Source organism: Asticcacaulis sp. MM231 (assembly GCF_964186625.1).
Taxonomy (GTDB): domain Bacteria; phylum Pseudomonadota; class Alphaproteobacteria; order Caulobacterales; family Caulobacteraceae; genus Asticcacaulis.
This window is the reverse complement of the sequence record NZ_OZ075109.1, coordinates 578,748-596,941: the sequence shown is the minus strand read 5'-3', so window position 1 is coordinate 596,941 and position 18,194 is coordinate 578,748. Positions and strand designations below refer to the sequence as shown.

Sequence of the window (18,194 nt, the reverse complement as noted above, 5' to 3'; positions counted from 1 at the left end):
ATTGACGGGTTGTGTCCCTATAGAGTCCGTCTTTTGATGAAGCGCCCTTTAGCGGGGTGTTTCGTGCCCTGATCTGATTTCGGATCTCCTTTCTGGTTGCGTCTTGAGGTCTCACTCCCGTGATCTCATGTCCGGCGCGCCGGGATCAACTTATAGCGTCCGCCCGCGCAACGGCTTCTTTGCGCGGCGGACGTCTCTTTATGACCCTATCCTGCGAAAGTGCCACTCATGACCCTTCGTCCGTCTTCCGTCCGCCGTCGTTCGAGCCTGCTGGTGCTGGCCACGGTCCTGCTGACAGGTACGATGGGCGGATCGTTTGCACTGACGGCCACGGCTCAGGCCGCCGCCACCACGCTATGGAATAGCCCCGACGCCGACATTCAGGTCTTCGAGACACCGGATTTCATGCTGTCTCTGCAACAGACCTCGCAAACCCTTGTGTCGCTCGCCCCCAAGGCGGCGAAGGACGGCTTCGATTTCGCGCCATCGGGTCGGTTCACGCAGCGCCTCGGCGACGGCGCCTATCGTATCGGTGATCTCGACCTGCGCCTGCGCAGCGTAGGCGCGGCCGACTGGCAGGACTATTCAACGGCCTTCAAGCGCTCAAAAGTGAAGCCGCTGAAGGTAAAAGGCGCGCTTGCGGCCGCCGATATCACGCCCTCGCTTGGTGCCGGCATGCCGCTGAAGGTAACGCGCACCTGGTCGGTGATCGAGGGCAAGCTGGTTTTGCGCTATACGCTCAGCAATCCCGGCAAAACGGCGATCGAGATCGGTGGTCTTGGCCTGCCGATGGTGTTCGACAACATCATCACCGGCCGTCACCTTGATGACGCCCATGAAACCGCCTCCTTCTATGATCCCTATGTCGGCAAGGACGCCGGCTATCTGCAGGTCAATCGCCTGAATGGCGCCGGTCCGTCTTTGCTGGTTCTACCGGAAAAGAACACGCCGTTTGAGCTGTACAAGCCGATCCTCAACGAGCGCAATGCCGACAAATCACTGAAGATCTATAACGATCCCGAACAGCGTAACATGACCTTTGAAGGCTTTTACGACTGGATGGTCGCCTCGAAGGGCTTTGCCGATACGGACTGGAAGGGCATCCAGCAGTGGAACGCGCCGTCCTCTTTGGTGCTGAAAGCGGGCGAGAGCCGCACCATCGGCGTGCGCTTCGTGCTGTCGCCGTCGATCCGCGAGATCGAAACCACCCTGATCCAGAATGGCCGTCCGGTCGCCGTCGGCCTGCCAGGTTATGTGGTGCCAACCGACATGAACGCCGAGCTGTTCGTGCATTCGGCGCAGGCCGTAAAGTCGGTCAGCATCTACCCCGAGGGCGCGCTTGAGGTGGGGGTATCGCAGAAGGTCAAGGGCGGCTGGGTCAAGTACGCGGTTAACGGTAAAACTGAGGGGCGCGCGCGCATGACCCTCACCTATGCCGATGGTTCGGTGCAGACCGTGCACTATCTCGTCACCAAACCTGAACAGCAGGTGGTGGCCGATATGGGCCACTTCCTGACCACCAAGCAGTGGTACGAAAACCCGTCCGACCCCTTCAAGCGCAGTCCGTCAATTATGGGTTATGACCGTGATAAGAACGAGATCATTACCCAGGACAACCGTGTGTGGATTTCGGGCCTGAGCGACGAAGGTGGGGCCGGTTCATGGCTGGCCACCATCATGAAGCAACTCGACAATCCTTCACCGGCAGAGGTTGCCAAGTTCGAGCAATTCGCCGACACCACCCTGTGGGGGCAGATCCAGACGCCGGATGGTGCCGATAAGTACGGTGTGCGCAAGTCGGTCATGTTTTATGATCCGAAGACCATGCCCGAAGGCACCTATGATCCCAAGCTGAAATGGGATGTCTGGTCGGCATGGGACCGCGAAGGCGCTGCCGATCTCGGGCGCTCCTACAACTATCCGCACGTCGCTGCCGCCTGGTGGACGCTGTATCGCCTCGGCCGCTATCACGATGGCCTGACTAAGGCCGAAACCTGGCAGACCTATCTGACGCGCGCCGCCGAAACCACCAAGGCGATGATGACTAAGGCGCCTTACTATACGCAGTTTGGCCAGATGGAAGGGGATGTCTTCGTCTATATCCTCGAAGATCTGAAGCGCGAAGGCATGACCGCCGAAGCGACCGAGATCGAGGCGATGATGAAGGGGCGCGCCGACATCTGGAAGACATTGAAATACCCGTTCGGTTCGGAAATGCCATGGGATTCGACCGGCCAGGCCGAGGTCTATATGTGGTCGCGTTATTTCGGCGACGACAAGGCCGCCGATACCACGCGCGAAGTGATCCTGGCCTACGATCCCACCATCCCGCATTGGGGATATAATGGTTCGGCGCGTCGCTTCTGGGATTTCCTCTATGCCGGCAAGCAGTCGCGCATCGAGCGCCAGCTTCATCATTACGGCTCGTCGCTCAATGCGGTGCCTTTGTTTGACGCCTACCGCGCCAACCCGAAGGATTACCAGCTTCTGCGTGCTGCCTACGGCGGTTTAATGGGCTCACTGACCAACATCGATTCTGAAGGCTTCGGTTCGGCCGCCTTCCATTCCTTCCCCGACGCTATGCACTGGGACGGCATGAACGGTGATTATGGCATGAGCTTCTTTGGCCATGCGGTCGCGGCCTCGTCCTATCTGGTCGATCACCCGACCTTTGGCTGGGCCGGCTTCGGCGGCAATGTCACTGAGGCAAACGGCGTGGTGACACTTATGCCAAAGGACAGCGCCCGCACCCGCGTCTTTATCGCGCCCGCCGGTTTGTGGCTGACGCTCGATTCGGGCAAGTTTACCGCGGTCGCCTACGATCCGGCCACAGGCAAGGTCACCGCGACGCTGGCGCCTTCCGATGCCTATACGCCCAACGCCTATCTTAACGTCAAGACGACGACGGCGGAGGGCAAGGCCTACACACTTAACGCTCCGCTAGAGCTTGGCGCCTATATCGTCAAACTGGGTGCACAGGATACGACCCTTGAGTTGACACCGAAAGCCAACTAACACTTATCAGGCCATGACCGTTTTGTGACGGTCATGGCCCTTTTCATTTCTGTATTGGGGACTTTAGCTATGGGATTATTCGGGCCTTTAAAGCCGCTCCACCGCGCTGAGACCGACGGCAAGGCGCTGGCCAAGACGCTGAGCTGGCCGCACCTGATGGCGCTGGGCATCGGCGGCATCATCGGCACCGGCATCTATACGCTGACCGGCGTCGGCGCCGGCCTGGCCGGTCCGGGCGTCATCGTGTCGTTCGCCCTGTGCGGATTGGTCTGCGCCTGCGCGGCCCTCTGCTACACCGAGATGTCTACCCTGATCCCAACCGCCGGTTCGGCCTATACCTACAGCTATTCAAGCATGGGCGAAATTGTCGCCTGGATTGTCGGCTGGGCGCTGGTTCTCGAATATTCCCTGGCCTGTTCGACCGTCGCGGTCGGCTGGTCAGCGCACCTCGTTGGCTTCCTTGAAGAGGCCGTAGGCCTGAAGCTGCCGGCCTTCCTGCTTGCGGGGCCCTATGCCGGTGGTCTGGTCAATCTGCCAGCCGTTCTGGTGTCACTGGCGGTCATGGGTCTTCTGCTGATTGGCGCGCGTGAAAGCGCTACGCTCAATATTCTCCTCGTCATCATCAAGATCGTTGCTTTGGGCGCCTTTATCGTTCTGGGTATGCCGGCTATTCAGGCTGGTCATTATGATCCGTTCATGCCGTTTGGTTTCTTTGCCCATGAAATTGGCGGCGAGAAGTTTGGTGTCATGGCCGCAGCCGCCATCGTTTTCTTCGCCTTCTTCGGTTTCGACGCCGTTTCGACCTCGGCGGAAGAGGCTAAGAACCCCGGCCGCGACCTGACGATTGGCATCCTCGGCTCCATGGGCGTCTCAACCCTCATCTACATGCTGGTCGCTGCTGTCGCCATTGGCGCTGTCGGCTTCCAGGACATAGCGTCATCGGGTGAGCCCTTGCCGCACGTGCTGCGTACCCTCGGTCAGCCGTTCGTCGCCTCACTTGTCGGGGGCGCCGCCATTGTGGCCCTCCCGTCGGTTATCCTGGTCATGATGTACGGCCAGAGCCGTATCTTCTTCGTCATGGCGCGTGACGGCCTGCTGCCGGCTGCTGTCGCCAAGGTGAATGCCAAGGGCTCACCGGCCCTGATTACCCTCCTGACCGGAATCTTCGTCGCTGTCTTTGCGGGTTTCGTGCCGCTGAAGAAGATAGCCGAACTGTCGAACGCTGGCACGCTGATCGCTTTTATCGCCGTGGCGCTGTCGATGATCATTCTGCGTAAGAAGCTGCCGGACGCGGTGCGTAGCTTCAAGGTGCCCTTGCACTGGCTGGTCGCGTTGATCACCATCGGTGGCTGCGCGTTCATCTTCTCCAGCCTGCCGGTACAGAGCCAGGGCTTTACCCTGATCTGGATGGTGATTGGCCTGGTGGTCTATTTCTCGTACGGCCGCTGGAACAGCCGCCTGCGCAAAGAAGCAAAATTCGAGGCCGCTGAATAAGGGCGATTAAGAGGCTGGGAGGTGCAATCCCTCCCAGCGCGACTGTTTATGACACCTCAGGTCACCGGCAGATGCCAGCCGACAGTGCTGGCTTTCTTGTAGAGGCATTGGTTGTTGGTGCTATGCGGCTTTCAGATCACCTACGAAGAGCTCGACTTCGCGCCGCAAGTCTTCCGACTTTTGTGACAGATCGGTGGAAAGGCCCATCAGTTTGTCAGAAGCCGTGCCTGTATTTTGGGTTGCTTCTGTAACGTGGGCGATGTTCTGACTGACGTCATTCGTGCCCGCGGCTACACGCTGGGTGTTCGAGGCAATTTCCCGGGTCGCGGAGCTTTGCTGTTCGACGGCGCTGGCGATAGACTGGGTTGAGTCCCTTACCATGCTGATGGTGTCGACGATGCGACGGATAGACGCGACTGTGCCTTCGGTTGTCGCTTGAATCGCAGAAATCGCGCGTGAGATTTCATCCGTGGCTTGCGATGTCTGGGATGCAAGTTGTTTGACTTCCGAGGCGACAATAGCAAACCCCTTGCCGGCGTCACCGGCGCGGGCGGCCTCGATCGTCGCATTGAGCGCCAGCAAATTTGTCTGTGAAGCGATAGCCCGAATGAGCTCAACGACCCCGCCGATCTGGTTGGCAGCGCGCGACAGGTCTTCTACGGACGTCTGCATGCCTGTCGCCTCGTTGACGGTACCAACCACAATCTGGGCAGAATGCGTAACCTGGTGATTGATTTCGGATATGGACGCTGAGAGTTCTTCAGCGCCGGCCGCCACGGTGTAGACATTCCCTGATGCGGCTTCGGCTGCTGCCGATACCGCCCGTGTGCGTTCGGTTGTGTCACTGACGTTTACCGACAAAGCCTGGGCCGCGGACGAGACCTCTTTGGAAAACCCAAGAAATGTTTCCGACATGGTTTGCATGCGGTCGACAAAGCCTTCGGCCAATCTGTCGCGGCGTTCCAATTCCACGCGCTCTCGGTTTTGCGTGACCTCCTGGTTTTTCGCCAGGGCCTGGGCCTCCGCATTAGCCTGGTTGGCGGCCGCCACGGCCCCGTCGGAGGCAATGAACATCGCTGCCAGTCTGGTCACGAGCCATGTCAGCAGCGCTGCCTGCAGGATGAGGATAACGGCATGTATAAGAACGCGGACAAGGTCTGGATGGGTCGCGGGGAATATGGCGGCTGGAATGGCAAAATTAAGGACGATATGGTGAACGGCCACAACACCGGAATAGGCGAGAAGGGCGCGCCAGTCGCACCAGCCCGCCACCAAGGCTAAGGCCGCGAAAAAGTACATATGGACATCAATTTGATACGGATGCCCGCGCAATTCATAAACTAGGACGATGACCAGAGTCGCCATGGCAAACGACGTGACGGCGCGGGTCGTCACGCCCGATCTGTCGCCGCTCCAGATGAGTGTCGCACCGCCAACCACCACGACCCCTGCGACGAGCGCGGCGATATCGACATGGCCCTTGGCCAAAATGGATATGATCGGCAAAAGCGCGACATTCCCCCAGAGAAACAGGATGAGGAACTGACCGAACCTTAGCCGCAGGGCTTCAAGAGCTTGCATTACGCGTAGAACTTTCTGTGCATCCGGCAATGAGGCCGGCATCGAACACGAACCAGGCACCGGACTGATACAGGTGTTGTACGAAGGTGGTGGACTTTGAGGTCGCAACGATAACAAACGGCCAACGTGCCGAGGCGACGACGCGTCCGTCGGCTTGACTGATGAGGTCTGTGGCCTGAGAAGCCGGTGACCATGGCGATACCAGGACAGCGACATTAGCATCCTCGCGCGGTGCCGTGTACAGATAGCCGATCGTGACAGACATTAGACACGCGTAGCCGATCACCAGACCTAACCGGGGTCGTGCCTTTTGAGGCCGGGGCGCTTTTATGCCGGCACTATAGGTGCCTGGGTCGAATGGGCTATGCATTTGTCTAGCCTAAAAACTGTTATGGAATCACCCGATTGAGTGGGGGCGATAACGTTGATATCGTCTTACGCCTCAAACCTTAAGCGCGTGTTTACGTTGTTCGTTCGCTAACGATCCCCTTAGTTTCGCTCACAAGCGTAGACCACGCCTCCGTTGCGACATCCCGCTTTCCTATTGATATTTATCAAACGATGAAGCGATGTTTGTCAAAAGCCGCTCTCTTTTTTAGCAAGATTATCAACTCTTTAAGACGTGATGTTCATCTGTAGGCCCAAATAGATGGAAAAAAGGGGCAGGGCAGAATGCCAGTCGCGTCAGAGCATAAAATACAACGTGACAAATACATGGCCTTTGCCCTGGCCGCGGCGGATTTGCTGGTCGAGGTGGGACAGGACGGGGCCATCGTCGCAATTACGGGCGCTGTTAAGTCGCTGATCGGAACAGGTGAAGAGTCGTTGACGGGCCGTCCGATTGAAAGCCTGTTTGTTGAATCTGAGAGCGCTCTAATCAGGCAATTGCAGGCCAAGGCCCTGGAGACGGGGCGCATTGAGCCAGCTGTGATGCATGTCGCCTGCCCGCAGGGTGATACCATCGCCGTGACCCTGGGACTTTGCACGCTCCCCCGACACGCCAATGCTTACCTTACGCTGTCGGCCTTGAGCCCTGCGGTAGCCGCCAAACTGCCAAAACGCGACGATCTGACTGGCCTGATCGCCATGAGCGAATTTCAGCATATGGCGGAAAAGGGTATTTCCCCTAACGATCCTGGCTCCGGCGCGGCGATGTTACGAGAAATGCGCCTCGTCAAGATTGGCGGCCTGAACAAAGGGCTGAAAAGCCTGGGGGAAACGCGTGCCAAGGACCTCCTGGCGGAAATAGGTGCCATCCTGAACGCCAGCGCCGCCGATACAAGCGCGGCGAGGCTCGGGGACGAGAGTTTTGGTCTCATCGGGCGTGCCTATACGTCTACTCAAGCTGACATGTCTGTTGATGAGGGTGTCCGTCTGGCCGAATCCCTGGCAGAAGCCATGATGACGGCCGGTCTCAGCGCCCGTGCTGCTCGGCCACAGGTGACGTCCGTCAGCCTGACCTGCGATGGCTTGCAGGAGAAGGAGATTGCGCGGGCTCTGTCCTATATCTTTGATAATTTGTCCAAGGCCGACTTTGTCGCTCCGCAATCTCTTAAATCCGCTTTCGAGGCGGCTGAACGCGAGGTTGTCGGCCAGATGGCCAGCCTTCGCGATATCATCGATCACGAGCGCTTCGATCTGCACTTTCAGCCGGTGATAGAGCTAAAATCAGGTCAGATCGCTCATCACGAGGCGCTGGTGCGGTTTGGTAAACATAACAGGCCTTTTGAAACGATCCGGTTTGCCGAAAATATCGGCCTGATCGCTGATCTTGACATGGCTGTCTGTAAAAAGGTCACCGCCTTACTGGCGGATCATCCGCATTTGCATCTCGCCGTCAACATCTCCGGTTTTTCCGTACAATATCCTGAATTTTGTGGTCAGCTAAATGCGCACCTTCATGCCCACGCGGCCTTGGCTGAGCGTCTTGTTTTTGAAGTCACTGAAAGTCACCAGATCGAAAATATGGAGCTAGCGTCACAATTCCTCAGCGGTCTGAGGCGTCGTGGCTTCAAGGTATGTCTGGACGATTTCGGTGCAGGGGCCTCAGCTTACAATTATTTACGCCGCCTCGATGTGGACTATGTGAAGATTGATGGCGCCTTTTTGCAGCGCGCTTCTGCAGACCGGCGAGAACGCGCGCTGTTGCGCTCCGTGTCGGTCCTGTGCGCCGAACTGGGCTGCCAGACCATCGGAGAAAAGATTGAAACGCCGGAGATAAAAAGCCTGGCGCTCGATCTTGGTCTGACGTTTGGTCAAGGCTATCTGTTCGGCAAGCCGACGGCCGAAGTGCCTCAGATCAAGTTGCCCGCCGCCAATGGCCGCCGGGTGGGACAGATCGCCGCATGGCGATAGTGGGATTTTTGCGAAACGTGTGATGCGTATTTCGGATAAAAGCTCATAAAAACAAAATATTGTAGTTCTGAATCCAGCTCTGTCAAACCGAAACGCGCTTTAGAATGGCTCTGGCTTTATCCCCGGTTCGAGCGCGCATTGGCCACCTCAATTTGACCGCGATCAAATACAGCCCATCCCATCCATGGTCTGCCTAGCCCGTTGTCAGGGGCGCAGTCGTGTCGCCGGATGAGTTGTCATGTGTCGCGGGATGATAGCGTGGCGGTTCTATTGAACAGGCTTGGGTAATAAAAAGTGGGCGAGGCGTTCTGGGGACAGATTTGCGGTGAGATAAACGCCAGTGAACGGCCGATTCTGCTCGCCCTTTTTTTAGCCGGCCTTGGCGGCAGTGTGACACATTGCCTGACCATGTGTTCGGGCTTCGTCCTCGGCCAAGCTGGCGCCGTCGCTTACAAGGGGCGCCTGGCGCGCTTGCTGCTGCCCTATCATGCCGGCCGGATCACAACCTACATGGCCTTGGGGATTGTAGCGGGTGCCAGCGCCCACCTGGTGTCAGCCTGGCAAGGCTTTCCCGTGCTGCGGCATTTTATGCTTGGTCTTGTGGCGACCGCGTTCCTGACGATGTTCGCCGATCGCCTGTTGCGACGCTTGGGCATCGTGGTGCCGCTTCGCCTGCCTTTTCAGCGCCTGACAAACGGCTGCACGCTGGGTGTGTTGCGCCGTCTCTCCACGATGACCGGCGGTCTGAAGCGTTACGGCCTGGGTGTTTCACTCGGTTTTTTGCCGTGCCCGATGGTGTTTGCCGCCCTTCTGGCGGCGGCCAGCACGGCCAGTCCTGTCACCGGTGGCCTCGGTATGGCGCTCTTTGGTCTTGGCACCATGCCGGCCCTGATCGGCTTGAGTTTTGCCTCCGGAAATCTTTTGAAATCGAGCCCCAGACTTCAGGACGGCCTGACCCTGGCGGCTCTTGGTATAAATGGCGTTGTTCTACTGGCCCTGGCGGTCGGCTGAAGGCGTGAAACAAGGAGCGAAACTAGCGTGCAAACCCTGACCCCAGATACGCCGGTGCCAACGGTGGCGCCTCCGCCTTTGCGGGCGGCGCCGCGTTATGAAGAGCTGGTTATAAAATACTTTACCATCGCCGCCATGTTCTGGGCGATCGCGGGCTTTGCCGTCGGTTTGCTGCTGGCTTTGCAACTGGCGTTTCCCGTTTTCAATATTGGCCCTTACCTCAATTTCGGCCGGTTGCGCCCCTTGCATACCTCGGCCGTGATTTTTGCGTTTGGCGGCAATATCCTGTTTGCAACCTCCTACCATGTCGTTCAGCGTACCTGTCACACTCGCCTGTTCTCGACCAAGATGGCCTGGTTCCACTTCTGGGGCTATCAGGCCTTCATCCTGATGGCGGGGCTCGGTTATCTTTTTGGCGTTACCCAGGGCAAAGAATACGCCGAGCCTGAGTGGTACGCCGATCTGTGGCTGACCGTCGTGTGGGTCGTGTACCTCATCAACTTCCTGATGACCCTGACCCTGCGCAAGGAAAAGCATATCTACGTCGCCAACTGGTTCTTTTTGGCCTTCATCGTTACGATCGCGATTCTGCACCTGGTCAATGGGCTGTCCATTCCCATCTCACCGGTATCGACCAAGAGCTATTCGCTGTTTGCGGGCGTACAGTCGGCCCTGATTCAGTGGTGGTACGGCCACAACGCCGTGGGCTTTTTCCTGACGGCCGGCTTCCTAGGCATGATGTACTATTACATCCCCAAGCAGGCCGGACGTCCGGTCTATTCCTATCGACTGTCGATCATCCATTTTTGGTCGCTGATCTTCATCTACATCTGGGCCGGACCGCACCATCTGCTCTACACCTCTTTGCCGGATTGGGCACAAACGCTCGGCATGACGTTTTCGATCATGCTGTGGATGCCCTCGTGGGGCGGCATGATCAACGGCATGATGACCCTGTCGGGGGCGTGGCATAAGCTGCGCGACGACCCGATCCTCCAGTTCATGATCATCGCGCTCAGCTTCTACGGCATGTCGACCTTTGAAGGGCCGCTCATGTCGATCAAGACGGTCAACTCCCTGTCGCACTACACCAACTGGACGGTGGGGCATGTGCATGCCGGTGCGCTTGGCTGGGTCGCCTATATCTCGTTTGGCGCCATCTATTATCTGGTGCCGCACCTTTGGAAAAAGCCGGCCATGTATTCGACACGGCTTATCAGCCTGCACCTGTGGATTTCCACGGTCGGCATCGTTGTCTACATCACCTCGATGTGGATCGCCGGCATCACCCAGGGGCTCATGTGGCGCGCTTACGACAAGATGGGCTTCCTGACCTATTCCTTCGTGGAAGTCGTGCAGGCTATGCACCCCTATTACATCATCCGGGCCGTTGGCGGCGCCCTGTTTCTGGTCGGTGCGCTGATCATGGTCTGGAACATCTGGAAAACCATCAAGTCGCCTGACGCCGTGCCCGCCACCGTCATGCCGGCCCTCGCGGCAGCGGAATAAGGAACGATCATGCTGGAAGGTCACAAAAAACTCGAACGCAACTCGATCCTGTTGCTCGTCTTCTCGGTCATCGCCGTGTCGATCGGCGGCATTGTCGAAATCGTGCCTCTGTTTCGGATGCAGACAACGATAGAGCCTGTCAAGGGTATACGCCCGCTCACCCCGCTCGAACTGGCGGGGCAGGATATCTACATTCGTGAGGGCTGCAACACCTGCCACTCGCAACAGATCCGTCCCCTTCGCGATGAGGTTCAGCGCTACGGCCATTATTCGCTGGCGGCCGAAAGCATGTACGATCATCCCTTCGTATGGGGTTCCGAACGTACAGGCCCTGATCTGGCACGCGTCGGCGGCAAATATTCGAACACCTGGCATATCGAACACTTAAGCGATCCGCGCAGCGTCGTGCCGGAATCCATCATGCCCAACTATGCCTTCCTGGCCAAAAAATATCTCAAGACCTGGGACCTGCCTGAAAAAATGAAGGTCCTGAGGCTGGAGGGCGTGCCCTACACTAAGGCCGATATTGACAGCGCCGAGCAGGATGCGGTGTTGCAGACCATGCCAGACGAAGACGCCTCAGGCCTGCAGGCGCGCTATGGCGCCAAGGTCGTGCCGCAAACCTTTGGCGGCACGCCCGGCACGCCCACGGAGATGGACGCCGTTGTCGCCTATCTTCAACAGCTCGGCACCCAGGTCGATTTCACCACCTACGACCCGGACTACGAACTGCATCAGAAGCCCGCTGCCACGCCTGCCGGCGCCAACGCAAAGGCCGCCCGATGAACCAGACATATATCGGCATGGCGGTACTCATCGCCTTTAGCCTGAGCTTCCTCGCCATCTGCATCTGGGCCTTCTGGCCCGGCAACCGCCAACGCCTGACGTCCTACGGACTGATTCCCCTGCAAGAGGACAATGACAATGTCGAATGATCACGAAGGACATGATGAGGCGACACAGGTCGAGGTGGATGCAGCGACCGGCACAGAAACGACCGGCCACGAGTGGGACGGGCTAAAGGAACTGGATACGCCGGCGCCACGCTGGTGGTTGACCGTGTGGCTGGTCTCCATCGTCTTCGCCATTGGCTATATGGTCGTCTACCCGGCATGGCCCACCATCTCCGGCCACACCAAGGGTCTGTTCGGCTGGACGCAATACACCAAACTCAAGGCTGAGCAAAAGGAGATCACGGATCGTCAGGGCGTTTACCTGGCACGTTTCCATGGCGAGAGCTTTGATAAGATCCGCGCCGATCCCGCGGTTTATGAGTTTGCGCGTGCCGGCGGTGCGGTCGTTTTCAAGGAGAATTGCGCCGCCTGCCACGGTACGGGTGGCGAGGGGCGCAAAGGCTATCCCAATCTCAATGACGACGACTGGCTGTTCGGCGGCAAGGTCGACACCATTTATCACACGATACAGGTGGGATCGCGCTCAACCGACCCCGACACGCATGTGACGATGATGCCGAAGTTCGGCGCGGTGCTAAAACCGGCTGAAATTGACGATGTCGCGACCTATGTCATGCAGCTCTCCCACGGGACACCGGCCCGACCCACGGCGGCATGGATGCGCGGACAGACGGTTTTCGCCACCAACTGCGTCTCCTGTCATGGCGACGGCGGTGGGGGCAACCGTGAGATGGGGGCGCCCAGACTGAACGACGCCATCTGGCTCTATGGCGGTCAACGCGCTGATGTGGTCGAGTTCGATCACCAATGCGCGCGCCGGTGTCATGCCCACCTGGAAGCATCGTCTCAGCGATGATAACCAAAGGATGGTCGCCCTCTATGTCCATTCGCTCGGAGGTGGTGAGTAACCGTGGTTCAGTTGTTCGCCAAGGCGGAGAAGATCTATCCGCAACGGACGCACGGGCTTTTCCGCAACCTCAAGTGGGCCGCCATGGCTGTCCTGCTGGGCATTTATTATGCAGCGCCTTGGCTGCGCTATGACCGCGGCCCGCATGTTCCTGACCAGGCCATTCTGATCGATCTGGTAGGGCAGCGGGGATATTTCTTCGGCGTGGAAATCTGGCCGCAGGAAGTGTATCTGCTGGTCGGTATTCTGATCCTGTCGGCGATCGGCCTGTTCTTTGCGACGTCGTTACTGGGGCGGGTCTGGTGCGGTTATGCCTGTCCGCAAACCGTCTGGACGGATCTGTTCGTGCTGGTTGAGCACGTCATCCAGGGGGATCGCAATGCGCGCAAAAAGCTAGATGCGTCGCCCTGGAGCTTCGAGAAGGCCTGGAAGAAAGGCATCACGCACGCGATCTGGCTGCTGATCGGGCTGGCCACCGGCGGTGCGTGGGTCTTCTATTTCAATGATGCGCCGACCCTGCTGGACAATCTTATCCATTTTGATCTGCCGGTCGTCACCGCCTCCTGGATCGGCGCCCTTACTCTGTCCACCTATTTCATGGCGGGCTATGCGCGTGAAAATATCTGCAAATATGCCTGCCCTTACGCGCGCTTCCAGTCCGCGATGTTCGATCGCGACACCCTGATCATTTCTTACGCCGAAGAGCGGGGCGAGCCTCGCGGCAAGCATAAGCAGGGGCAGAGCTGGGAGGGCAGGGGCCATTGTATCGATTGCACAGCCTGCGTCGTCGTTTGTCCCATGGGTATAGATATACGCAAGGGCCTGCAATACGAGTGTATCTCCTGCGGTCTGTGCGTTGATGCCTGCAACAACGTCATGGAGAAGCTGGACCTGCCGCGCGGGCTTATCCACTACGATACCGAGACCAACCAAAACCTGCGTACCGCCGAACGCAGCCGTGGTGAGGCACCCGTTCGGGGACGCATGAAATGGATACGACCAAGGACGGTCTTCTACGCCGCCATTCTTGCCGGTGTTTGTGCCTTGATGCTGGGGGCGATCGTTCTGCGCAAGGACACCGAACTCAACATCATTCACAACCGCTCGCCGCTCTATGTGCGGATGTCCGATGGCGATATTCGTAACAATTACCAGATCAAGGTTCTGAACAAATCGCACGCGGATCGTGATTACACAGTAGCTATATCCGGGGTTACGACGCGTGCGGTGCGTCTGCTGGCGGCCGGTGACGCGGCCGTGGCAACGCTGAGGGTGCCAGCGAACAGCGTGGGGGAATTCAGGGTGCAGGTCATCGCGCCCCAGAGCGGCCAGCCCCGCGTACCCGTAACCTTTACCCTTACCGACTCCGCAACAGGAAAGGCGGCGCGTCATGTCAGCTATTTCATCCAGCCTTAAAAAGACTCCCTCCCATGAGGAAGACGCCGAAGCCGAGCGCAACCGGCGTCGCGGACGCTGGGTGCCGTGGATTATCGCCCTGTTTTACCTGAGCTTCATGACGGCGCTGGTCGGCTTTGTGTTTATAGCCTATGCGCATCCACCGGCAGAATCGACGGCAGAGGCCTATGAAAAGGGTCTGGCCTATAATGATATCCTGGCCAAGGCCGAAGCACAGCGCCAGTTGGGGTGGACCTCGCGTGTGGATTACAAGAGCGGGCGTTTGACGTTCGCCCTGACCGATCGCGGCGGACACCCCGTGCAGGGCGCAGTGGCCAAAGCTTGGTTTGTTCATCCGGGCAATCCGGCCGATGACCAAAGCGTCGAGCTGCGCGAAGCGGGGGCAGGCGTCTATTCAGCCCAGGCTACGCTGCCGTCAAAGGGTGTGTGGACCCTTCACGTGAGTGCGGACAAAGATGGCCAGGCTTATCAGGCCGTCGCCACGACTGAAGTCGAATAGAGGTGGCCATCCTGCTCGTCCTTGTGCCCCTGGCTTTTTTGCTGGGTCTTGCAGCGCTCGGCGCCTTTCTTTGGGCCTTGCACAGTGGGCAATATGAAGATCTGGAGGGGCAGGCCAGCCGCATCCTCAAACCGGACGACGACACATGAGCCGGGCCGTCGATTATAATTGCTATGCCCATGAAGAGGCCGAGCGCGTGTCTCTTTACATGCAGGTTGAGGGTATGCGCTGCGCCAGTTGCGCATGGAAAATTGAACAGAGTCTCGAAGCCCATCCGGGCGTTGAAGCCCGCGTCAATTTTTCGACGCAGCGCTTGCGCATAAGCTGGCCTAAGGCGGGAACCGCCGATCAGAACGCCAACCAGTTCGCCGAAGAGATCAATGCCCTTGGCTTTCATGTTGCGCCTTTTGATGCGGCCAGCCAGGTGCAGCAGGCACGCGCGGAAGAGCGCGATGTGCTGGCTTGCCTGGCGATTGCCGGCTTTGCCAGTTGCGCCATCATGCTGTTCGTCGATCCACTGTGGTTCCTGTCGGTTCATGAGGTTGAGGGCGCCACGCGCGACCTGATGCACTGGATGATGAGCCTGATCGCCCTGCCGACGACGATTTGGTGTGGCCGACCATTTTTTGCCTCGGCCTGGCGCGCCGTGCGCCATGGGCGCACCAATATGGACGTGCCGATCTCACTGGCGGTCATCATGACCAACGCCATGTCGCTTTATGAGACCATGACGCACGGCCTTTATGTCTATTTCGATGCCTCTGTCATGTTGCTGTTCTTCCTGCTCATCGGGCGATATCTCGATCTGAAGGCGCGCGGGAAGGCGCGGGAGGCCGCCGAGGGTCTGCTGGCCATGCTGGAAGGCACGGCGACGATTATCGACAATGGCGATACGCGATCCGTCCGTATCCGAGACCTCAAGCCCGGACAGCGGCTGCTGGTGGCGGCGGGCGAGAAGATCGCTGCCGACGGCATGGTTGTCCAGGGACAGTCGGATATAGACACACAACTGGTCACCGGTGAGACACTGCCGCGATCGGCCGGGCCGGGGGACAAGCTCTACGCCGGCATGATCAACCAGTCGGCACCTCTCTATATCGACATCAGCGCCGCGGCGGACGACAGTCTGCTGTCGGAAATCGTAAGCCTTATGGAGAAGGCCGAGCAGTCGCAAAGTCCCTATGTTCGCATCGCCGATCGCGTTGCGCAGCTCTATGCGCCGGTTGTGCATGGTCTTGCGTTGATGACCTTCGTTGGATGGATGGCCTTCGGTTATCTGCAGGGCGCCATGATCTGGGAAGACGCGCTCCTGAAGGCCATGGCCGTGCTGATCATAACCTGCCCGTGCGCCATGGGGCTGGCTGTTCCCGTGGTCCATGTGCTCGCGTCATCGCGCCTCTTTCGCGAGGGCATTTTGCTGAAGTCCGGAATGGGGCTGGAAGCGCTGGCGCGTGTCGATACGGTCGTTTTCGACAAGACCGGCACGCTTACGGAAGGCTTACCCCTGTGGGTGAATCCTGAGGCTCTCGATCCCGATAGCCGCCTTATTGCCGCGGCCATGGCGCGGCACAGCCAGCATCCCTTATCTGTGGCGGTTGCGCGTGGAGCACATGAGGCGGATAAGGGCGGCATGGTTGTCACCGACCATCCGGGCAAGGGGCTCAAAGCGGTCATAGGCAAGGAGTTGGTGTGGATGGGAAAGGCCTCTTGGTTGGGTATCCCGTCGGCTGACGATGCGCAGATGGATCTCTGGTTCCAGCGCGGCCAGTCGCCGGCGGTCCGTCTAATCTTTGCCGATACCCTCCGAAGCGACGCTGCTCTGGTTATTGCTGGCCTGCACCAGCGCGGATTACGGGTCTGCATGCTGTCGGGAGACCGTGAGCCGGTGGCGCGTGGGGTGGCGCAGGCGCTCGATATCGCCTGGGTGCGCGCCGAGTTATCGCCGGTGGATAAGGTGGCGGCCCTAGCCGCTATGAACGCCGAAGGGCGCCATGTGCTGATGATCGGAGACGGTCTGAACGATGCCGCTGCCCTGGCGCAGGCGCTCGTGTCGATGTCGCCATCGAGTGCTGTGGACATTACGCAAAATGCGGCTCATCTTGTCTACCGTGGCGAAGGGCTGAAGCCCGTGCTTACCGCCTACGATACAGCCCGCGCGACCGCGAGGCTGGTGCGGCAGAACATTTTTCTATCGGTGGCGTATAATGTCGTGGCCGTTCCGGTCGCCATACTGGGATATGCCACACCTCTGGTGGCGGCGCTCGCCATGTCGGCCTCATCCCTTGTGGTCGTGCTTAATGCGCTGCGCTTAAACAAAAGGATGCCTTGATGAACACTCTGCCAAGGCCGGCTACGGGACTGGCTATTGGATTATCGGCTCTGGCGGGCTTTGTAGACGCCATAGGCTTTCTTGAACTGCGCGGTATATTCGTCTCCTTCATGAGCGGTAACTCCACCCAACTTGCCGTCGCGCTGACCGAAGGGCATGTTCGCGCGGTGGCCAGTCTGGGCGGCATCATCGCTCTGTTTGTATTGGGAGTCATCGCCGGGACGCTGACCGGACACTTTTCCGAATCGTCGCGCCGCATGATCGGCGTCATGGGGCTGGTGACGGTCCTCCTTGGCGCGGCCACCTGTTTCCATCTGGCTCTACATGTGCCGCTTGCGGTCGTGGCGTGTCTCACCCTTGCCATGGGGGCTGAGAATGCGGTTTTCAGCCGCAATGGCGACGTTGTGGTCGGTGTGACCTACATGACGGGCACTTTGGTCAAGGTGGCGCAGAAATTGAGTCAGGCCGTCACGGGTGGCGCGCCCTGGGCTTGGGTGCCGTGGTTGGGCTTGTGGATCGGGCTGATCGTTGGGGGTATCTCCGGCGCTCTCGCCTATCACGCTTTGGGGCTTAGCAGCGTCACCGTGGCTTTTCTGGCCGCAGCAGGCCTTACCCTTTATACGTGGGGGTTTAGGGTTTCCGGCCATCATGAGGAAAGCTCCTGAGGGTGTCCGCACCGGCGCCTGATAGCCCAAGCCTCATGCGATAAGGCGAGTCACCCAACACGTGTGTCTCAGCTGTAGCGAGGGCAAATGGATCACATCTAGGCCGGTAAAGCGCGCATGGCCTTGATATTTATGACCCCGATGAAACCCTCGGGGGCGTCCGTCAGAATGAGGCTATAGGCAAGGCCGTTGTCGGGAGCATCGGAAAATGAAATCGTCGACGTCGGCGTACTGTCGGCGAAGATAGATCTGTCAATCACCAGGATGGCGTCCATCCGCTGGTCGTCTGCCCATGTGTGAATTTGCGCAACTGCGGCCGTCCTATCTGCGCTGACGGTCTTCACAGCGAGAACCTTATGCCCCTGACTCAAAACCCTATCGGTCAAATGTTCCGCACGTTGTTCGATATCAAGATCGCTACCGTCGGACATACAAAGGATCGCCAGGTTGAGTTTGGGGAAAGTATCGGTCACAAAGCTACCACCTCATGGCCCGCCTT

The 18,194-nt window shown here is 58.7% G+C and carries 14 protein-coding genes and 1 pseudogene; 13 read left to right on the top strand and 2 right to left on the bottom strand.

Annotation, left to right across the window (positions count from 1 at the left end):
- The first annotated feature begins 228 nt into the window (after positions 1-228).
- Complete coding sequence (locus tag ABQ278_RS19320; RefSeq protein ID WP_349322649.1) at positions 229-3,015, top strand: DUF5695 domain-containing protein; 2,787 nt, start codon at positions 229-231, stop codon at positions 3,013-3,015.
- A gap of 69 nt (positions 3,016-3,084) precedes the next feature.
- The gene (locus ABQ278_RS19315) at positions 3,085-4,509 is read left to right on the top strand and encodes an amino acid permease (protein WP_349322648.1); all 1,425 of its coding nucleotides are present in this window, start codon (positions 3,085-3,087) and stop codon (positions 4,507-4,509) included.
- A gap of 120 nt (positions 4,510-4,629) precedes the next feature.
- Here ABQ278_RS19315 and ABQ278_RS19310 read toward each other — a convergent pair whose 3' ends face one another.
- Complete coding sequence (locus ABQ278_RS19310) at positions 4,630-6,090, bottom strand: methyl-accepting chemotaxis protein (protein WP_349322647.1); 1,461 nt, start codon at positions 6,088-6,090, stop codon at positions 4,630-4,632.
- Between the two features lie 714 nt (positions 6,091-6,804).
- Here ABQ278_RS19310 and ABQ278_RS19305 point away from each other — a divergent pair.
- The 11 genes and pseudogenes from ABQ278_RS19305 to ABQ278_RS19255 all read left to right on the top strand — a co-directional run bounded on the left by ABQ278_RS19305 (position 6,805) and on the right by ABQ278_RS19255 (position 17,695).
- Positions 6,805-8,445 (top strand): EAL domain-containing protein, encoded by a 1,641-nt coding sequence (locus tag ABQ278_RS19305; RefSeq protein WP_349322646.1) that lies wholly within the window; start codon positions 6,805-6,807, stop codon positions 8,443-8,445.
- A 294-nt stretch (positions 8,446-8,739) separates the two neighbouring features.
- Complete coding sequence (locus tag ABQ278_RS19300; protein ID WP_349322645.1) at positions 8,740-9,456, top strand: sulfite exporter TauE/SafE family protein; 717 nt, start codon at positions 8,740-8,742, stop codon at positions 9,454-9,456.
- A gap of 36 nt (positions 9,457-9,492) precedes the next feature.
- Complete coding sequence (gene ccoN / locus ABQ278_RS19295; RefSeq protein WP_349322670.1) at positions 9,493-10,965, top strand: cytochrome-c oxidase, cbb3-type subunit I; 1,473 nt, start codon at positions 9,493-9,495, stop codon at positions 10,963-10,965.
- Between the two features lie 9 nt (positions 10,966-10,974).
- Entirely contained in the window at positions 10,975-11,751 is a 777-nt protein-coding gene (gene ccoO, locus ABQ278_RS19290; RefSeq protein WP_349322644.1) for a cytochrome-c oxidase, cbb3-type subunit II, read from the top strand.
- The gene (locus ABQ278_RS19285) at positions 11,748-11,900 is read left to right on the top strand and encodes a cbb3-type cytochrome c oxidase subunit 3 (RefSeq protein ID WP_349322643.1); all 153 of its coding nucleotides are present in this window, start codon (positions 11,748-11,750) and stop codon (positions 11,898-11,900) included. Before ccoO ends, ABQ278_RS19285 begins: the two co-directional genes overlap by 4 nt.
- Positions 11,890-12,787: pseudogene (ccoP, locus tag ABQ278_RS19280) on the top strand (cytochrome-c oxidase, cbb3-type subunit III). Before ABQ278_RS19285 ends, ccoP begins: the two are co-directional and overlap by 11 nt.
- A 2-nt stretch (positions 12,788-12,789) precedes the next feature.
- Positions 12,790-14,202, top strand: coding sequence for a cytochrome c oxidase accessory protein CcoG (gene ccoG / locus ABQ278_RS19275; protein WP_349322642.1), 1,413 nt, complete (start codon positions 12,790-12,792; stop codon positions 14,200-14,202).
- Positions 14,177-14,701 (top strand): FixH family protein, encoded by a 525-nt coding sequence (locus tag ABQ278_RS19270; protein WP_349322641.1) that lies wholly within the window; start codon positions 14,177-14,179, stop codon positions 14,699-14,701. The genes ccoG and ABQ278_RS19270 overlap by 26 nt, the downstream gene beginning before the upstream one ends.
- Positions 14,702-14,703: 2 nt before the next feature.
- Complete coding sequence (gene ccoS / locus ABQ278_RS19265) at positions 14,704-14,850, top strand: cbb3-type cytochrome oxidase assembly protein CcoS (protein ID WP_349322640.1); 147 nt, start codon at positions 14,704-14,706, stop codon at positions 14,848-14,850.
- A complete protein-coding gene (locus ABQ278_RS19260; RefSeq protein WP_349322639.1) occupies positions 14,847-17,030 on the top strand; it encodes a heavy metal translocating P-type ATPase in 2,184 nt (727 codons plus the stop codon). The genes ccoS and ABQ278_RS19260 overlap by 4 nt, the downstream gene beginning before the upstream one ends.
- Positions 17,030-17,695, top strand: a complete 666-nt coding sequence (locus ABQ278_RS19255; protein WP_349322638.1) for a YoaK family protein — start codon at positions 17,030-17,032, stop codon at positions 17,693-17,695. Before ABQ278_RS19260 ends, ABQ278_RS19255 begins: the two co-directional genes overlap by 1 nt.
- 98 nt (positions 17,696-17,793) lie before the next feature.
- Here ABQ278_RS19255 and ABQ278_RS19250 read toward each other — a convergent pair whose 3' ends face one another.
- Positions 17,794-18,168 (bottom strand): hypothetical protein, encoded by a 375-nt coding sequence (locus ABQ278_RS19250; protein ID WP_349322637.1) that lies wholly within the window; start codon positions 18,166-18,168, stop codon positions 17,794-17,796.
- Positions 18,169-18,194: the final 26 nt, after the last annotated feature.

Coding starts and splice junctions, on each gene's coding strand:
- ABQ278_RS19305 (WP_349322646.1), top strand. CDS start 6,805: ATGGCCTTTGCCCTGGCCGCGGCGGATTTGCTGGTCGAGGTGGGACAG.
- ABQ278_RS19310 (WP_349322647.1), bottom strand. CDS start 6,090: ATGCAAGCTCTTGAAGCCCTGCGGCTAAGGTTCGGTCAGTTCCTCATC.
- ABQ278_RS19255 (WP_349322638.1), top strand. CDS start 17,030: ATGAACACTCTGCCAAGGCCGGCTACGGGACTGGCTATTGGATTATCG.
- ccoO (WP_349322644.1), top strand. CDS start 10,975: ATGCTGGAAGGTCACAAAAAACTCGAACGCAACTCGATCCTGTTGCTC.
- ABQ278_RS19285 (WP_349322643.1), top strand. CDS start 11,748: ATGAACCAGACATATATCGGCATGGCGGTACTCATCGCCTTTAGCCTG.
- ABQ278_RS19320 (WP_349322649.1), top strand. CDS start 229: ATGACCCTTCGTCCGTCTTCCGTCCGCCGTCGTTCGAGCCTGCTGGTG.
- ABQ278_RS19315 (WP_349322648.1), top strand. CDS start 3,085: ATGGGATTATTCGGGCCTTTAAAGCCGCTCCACCGCGCTGAGACCGAC.
- ABQ278_RS19260 (WP_349322639.1), top strand. CDS start 14,847: ATGAGCCGGGCCGTCGATTATAATTGCTATGCCCATGAAGAGGCCGAG.
- ABQ278_RS19270 (WP_349322641.1), top strand. CDS start 14,177: ATGTCAGCTATTTCATCCAGCCTTAAAAAGACTCCCTCCCATGAGGAA.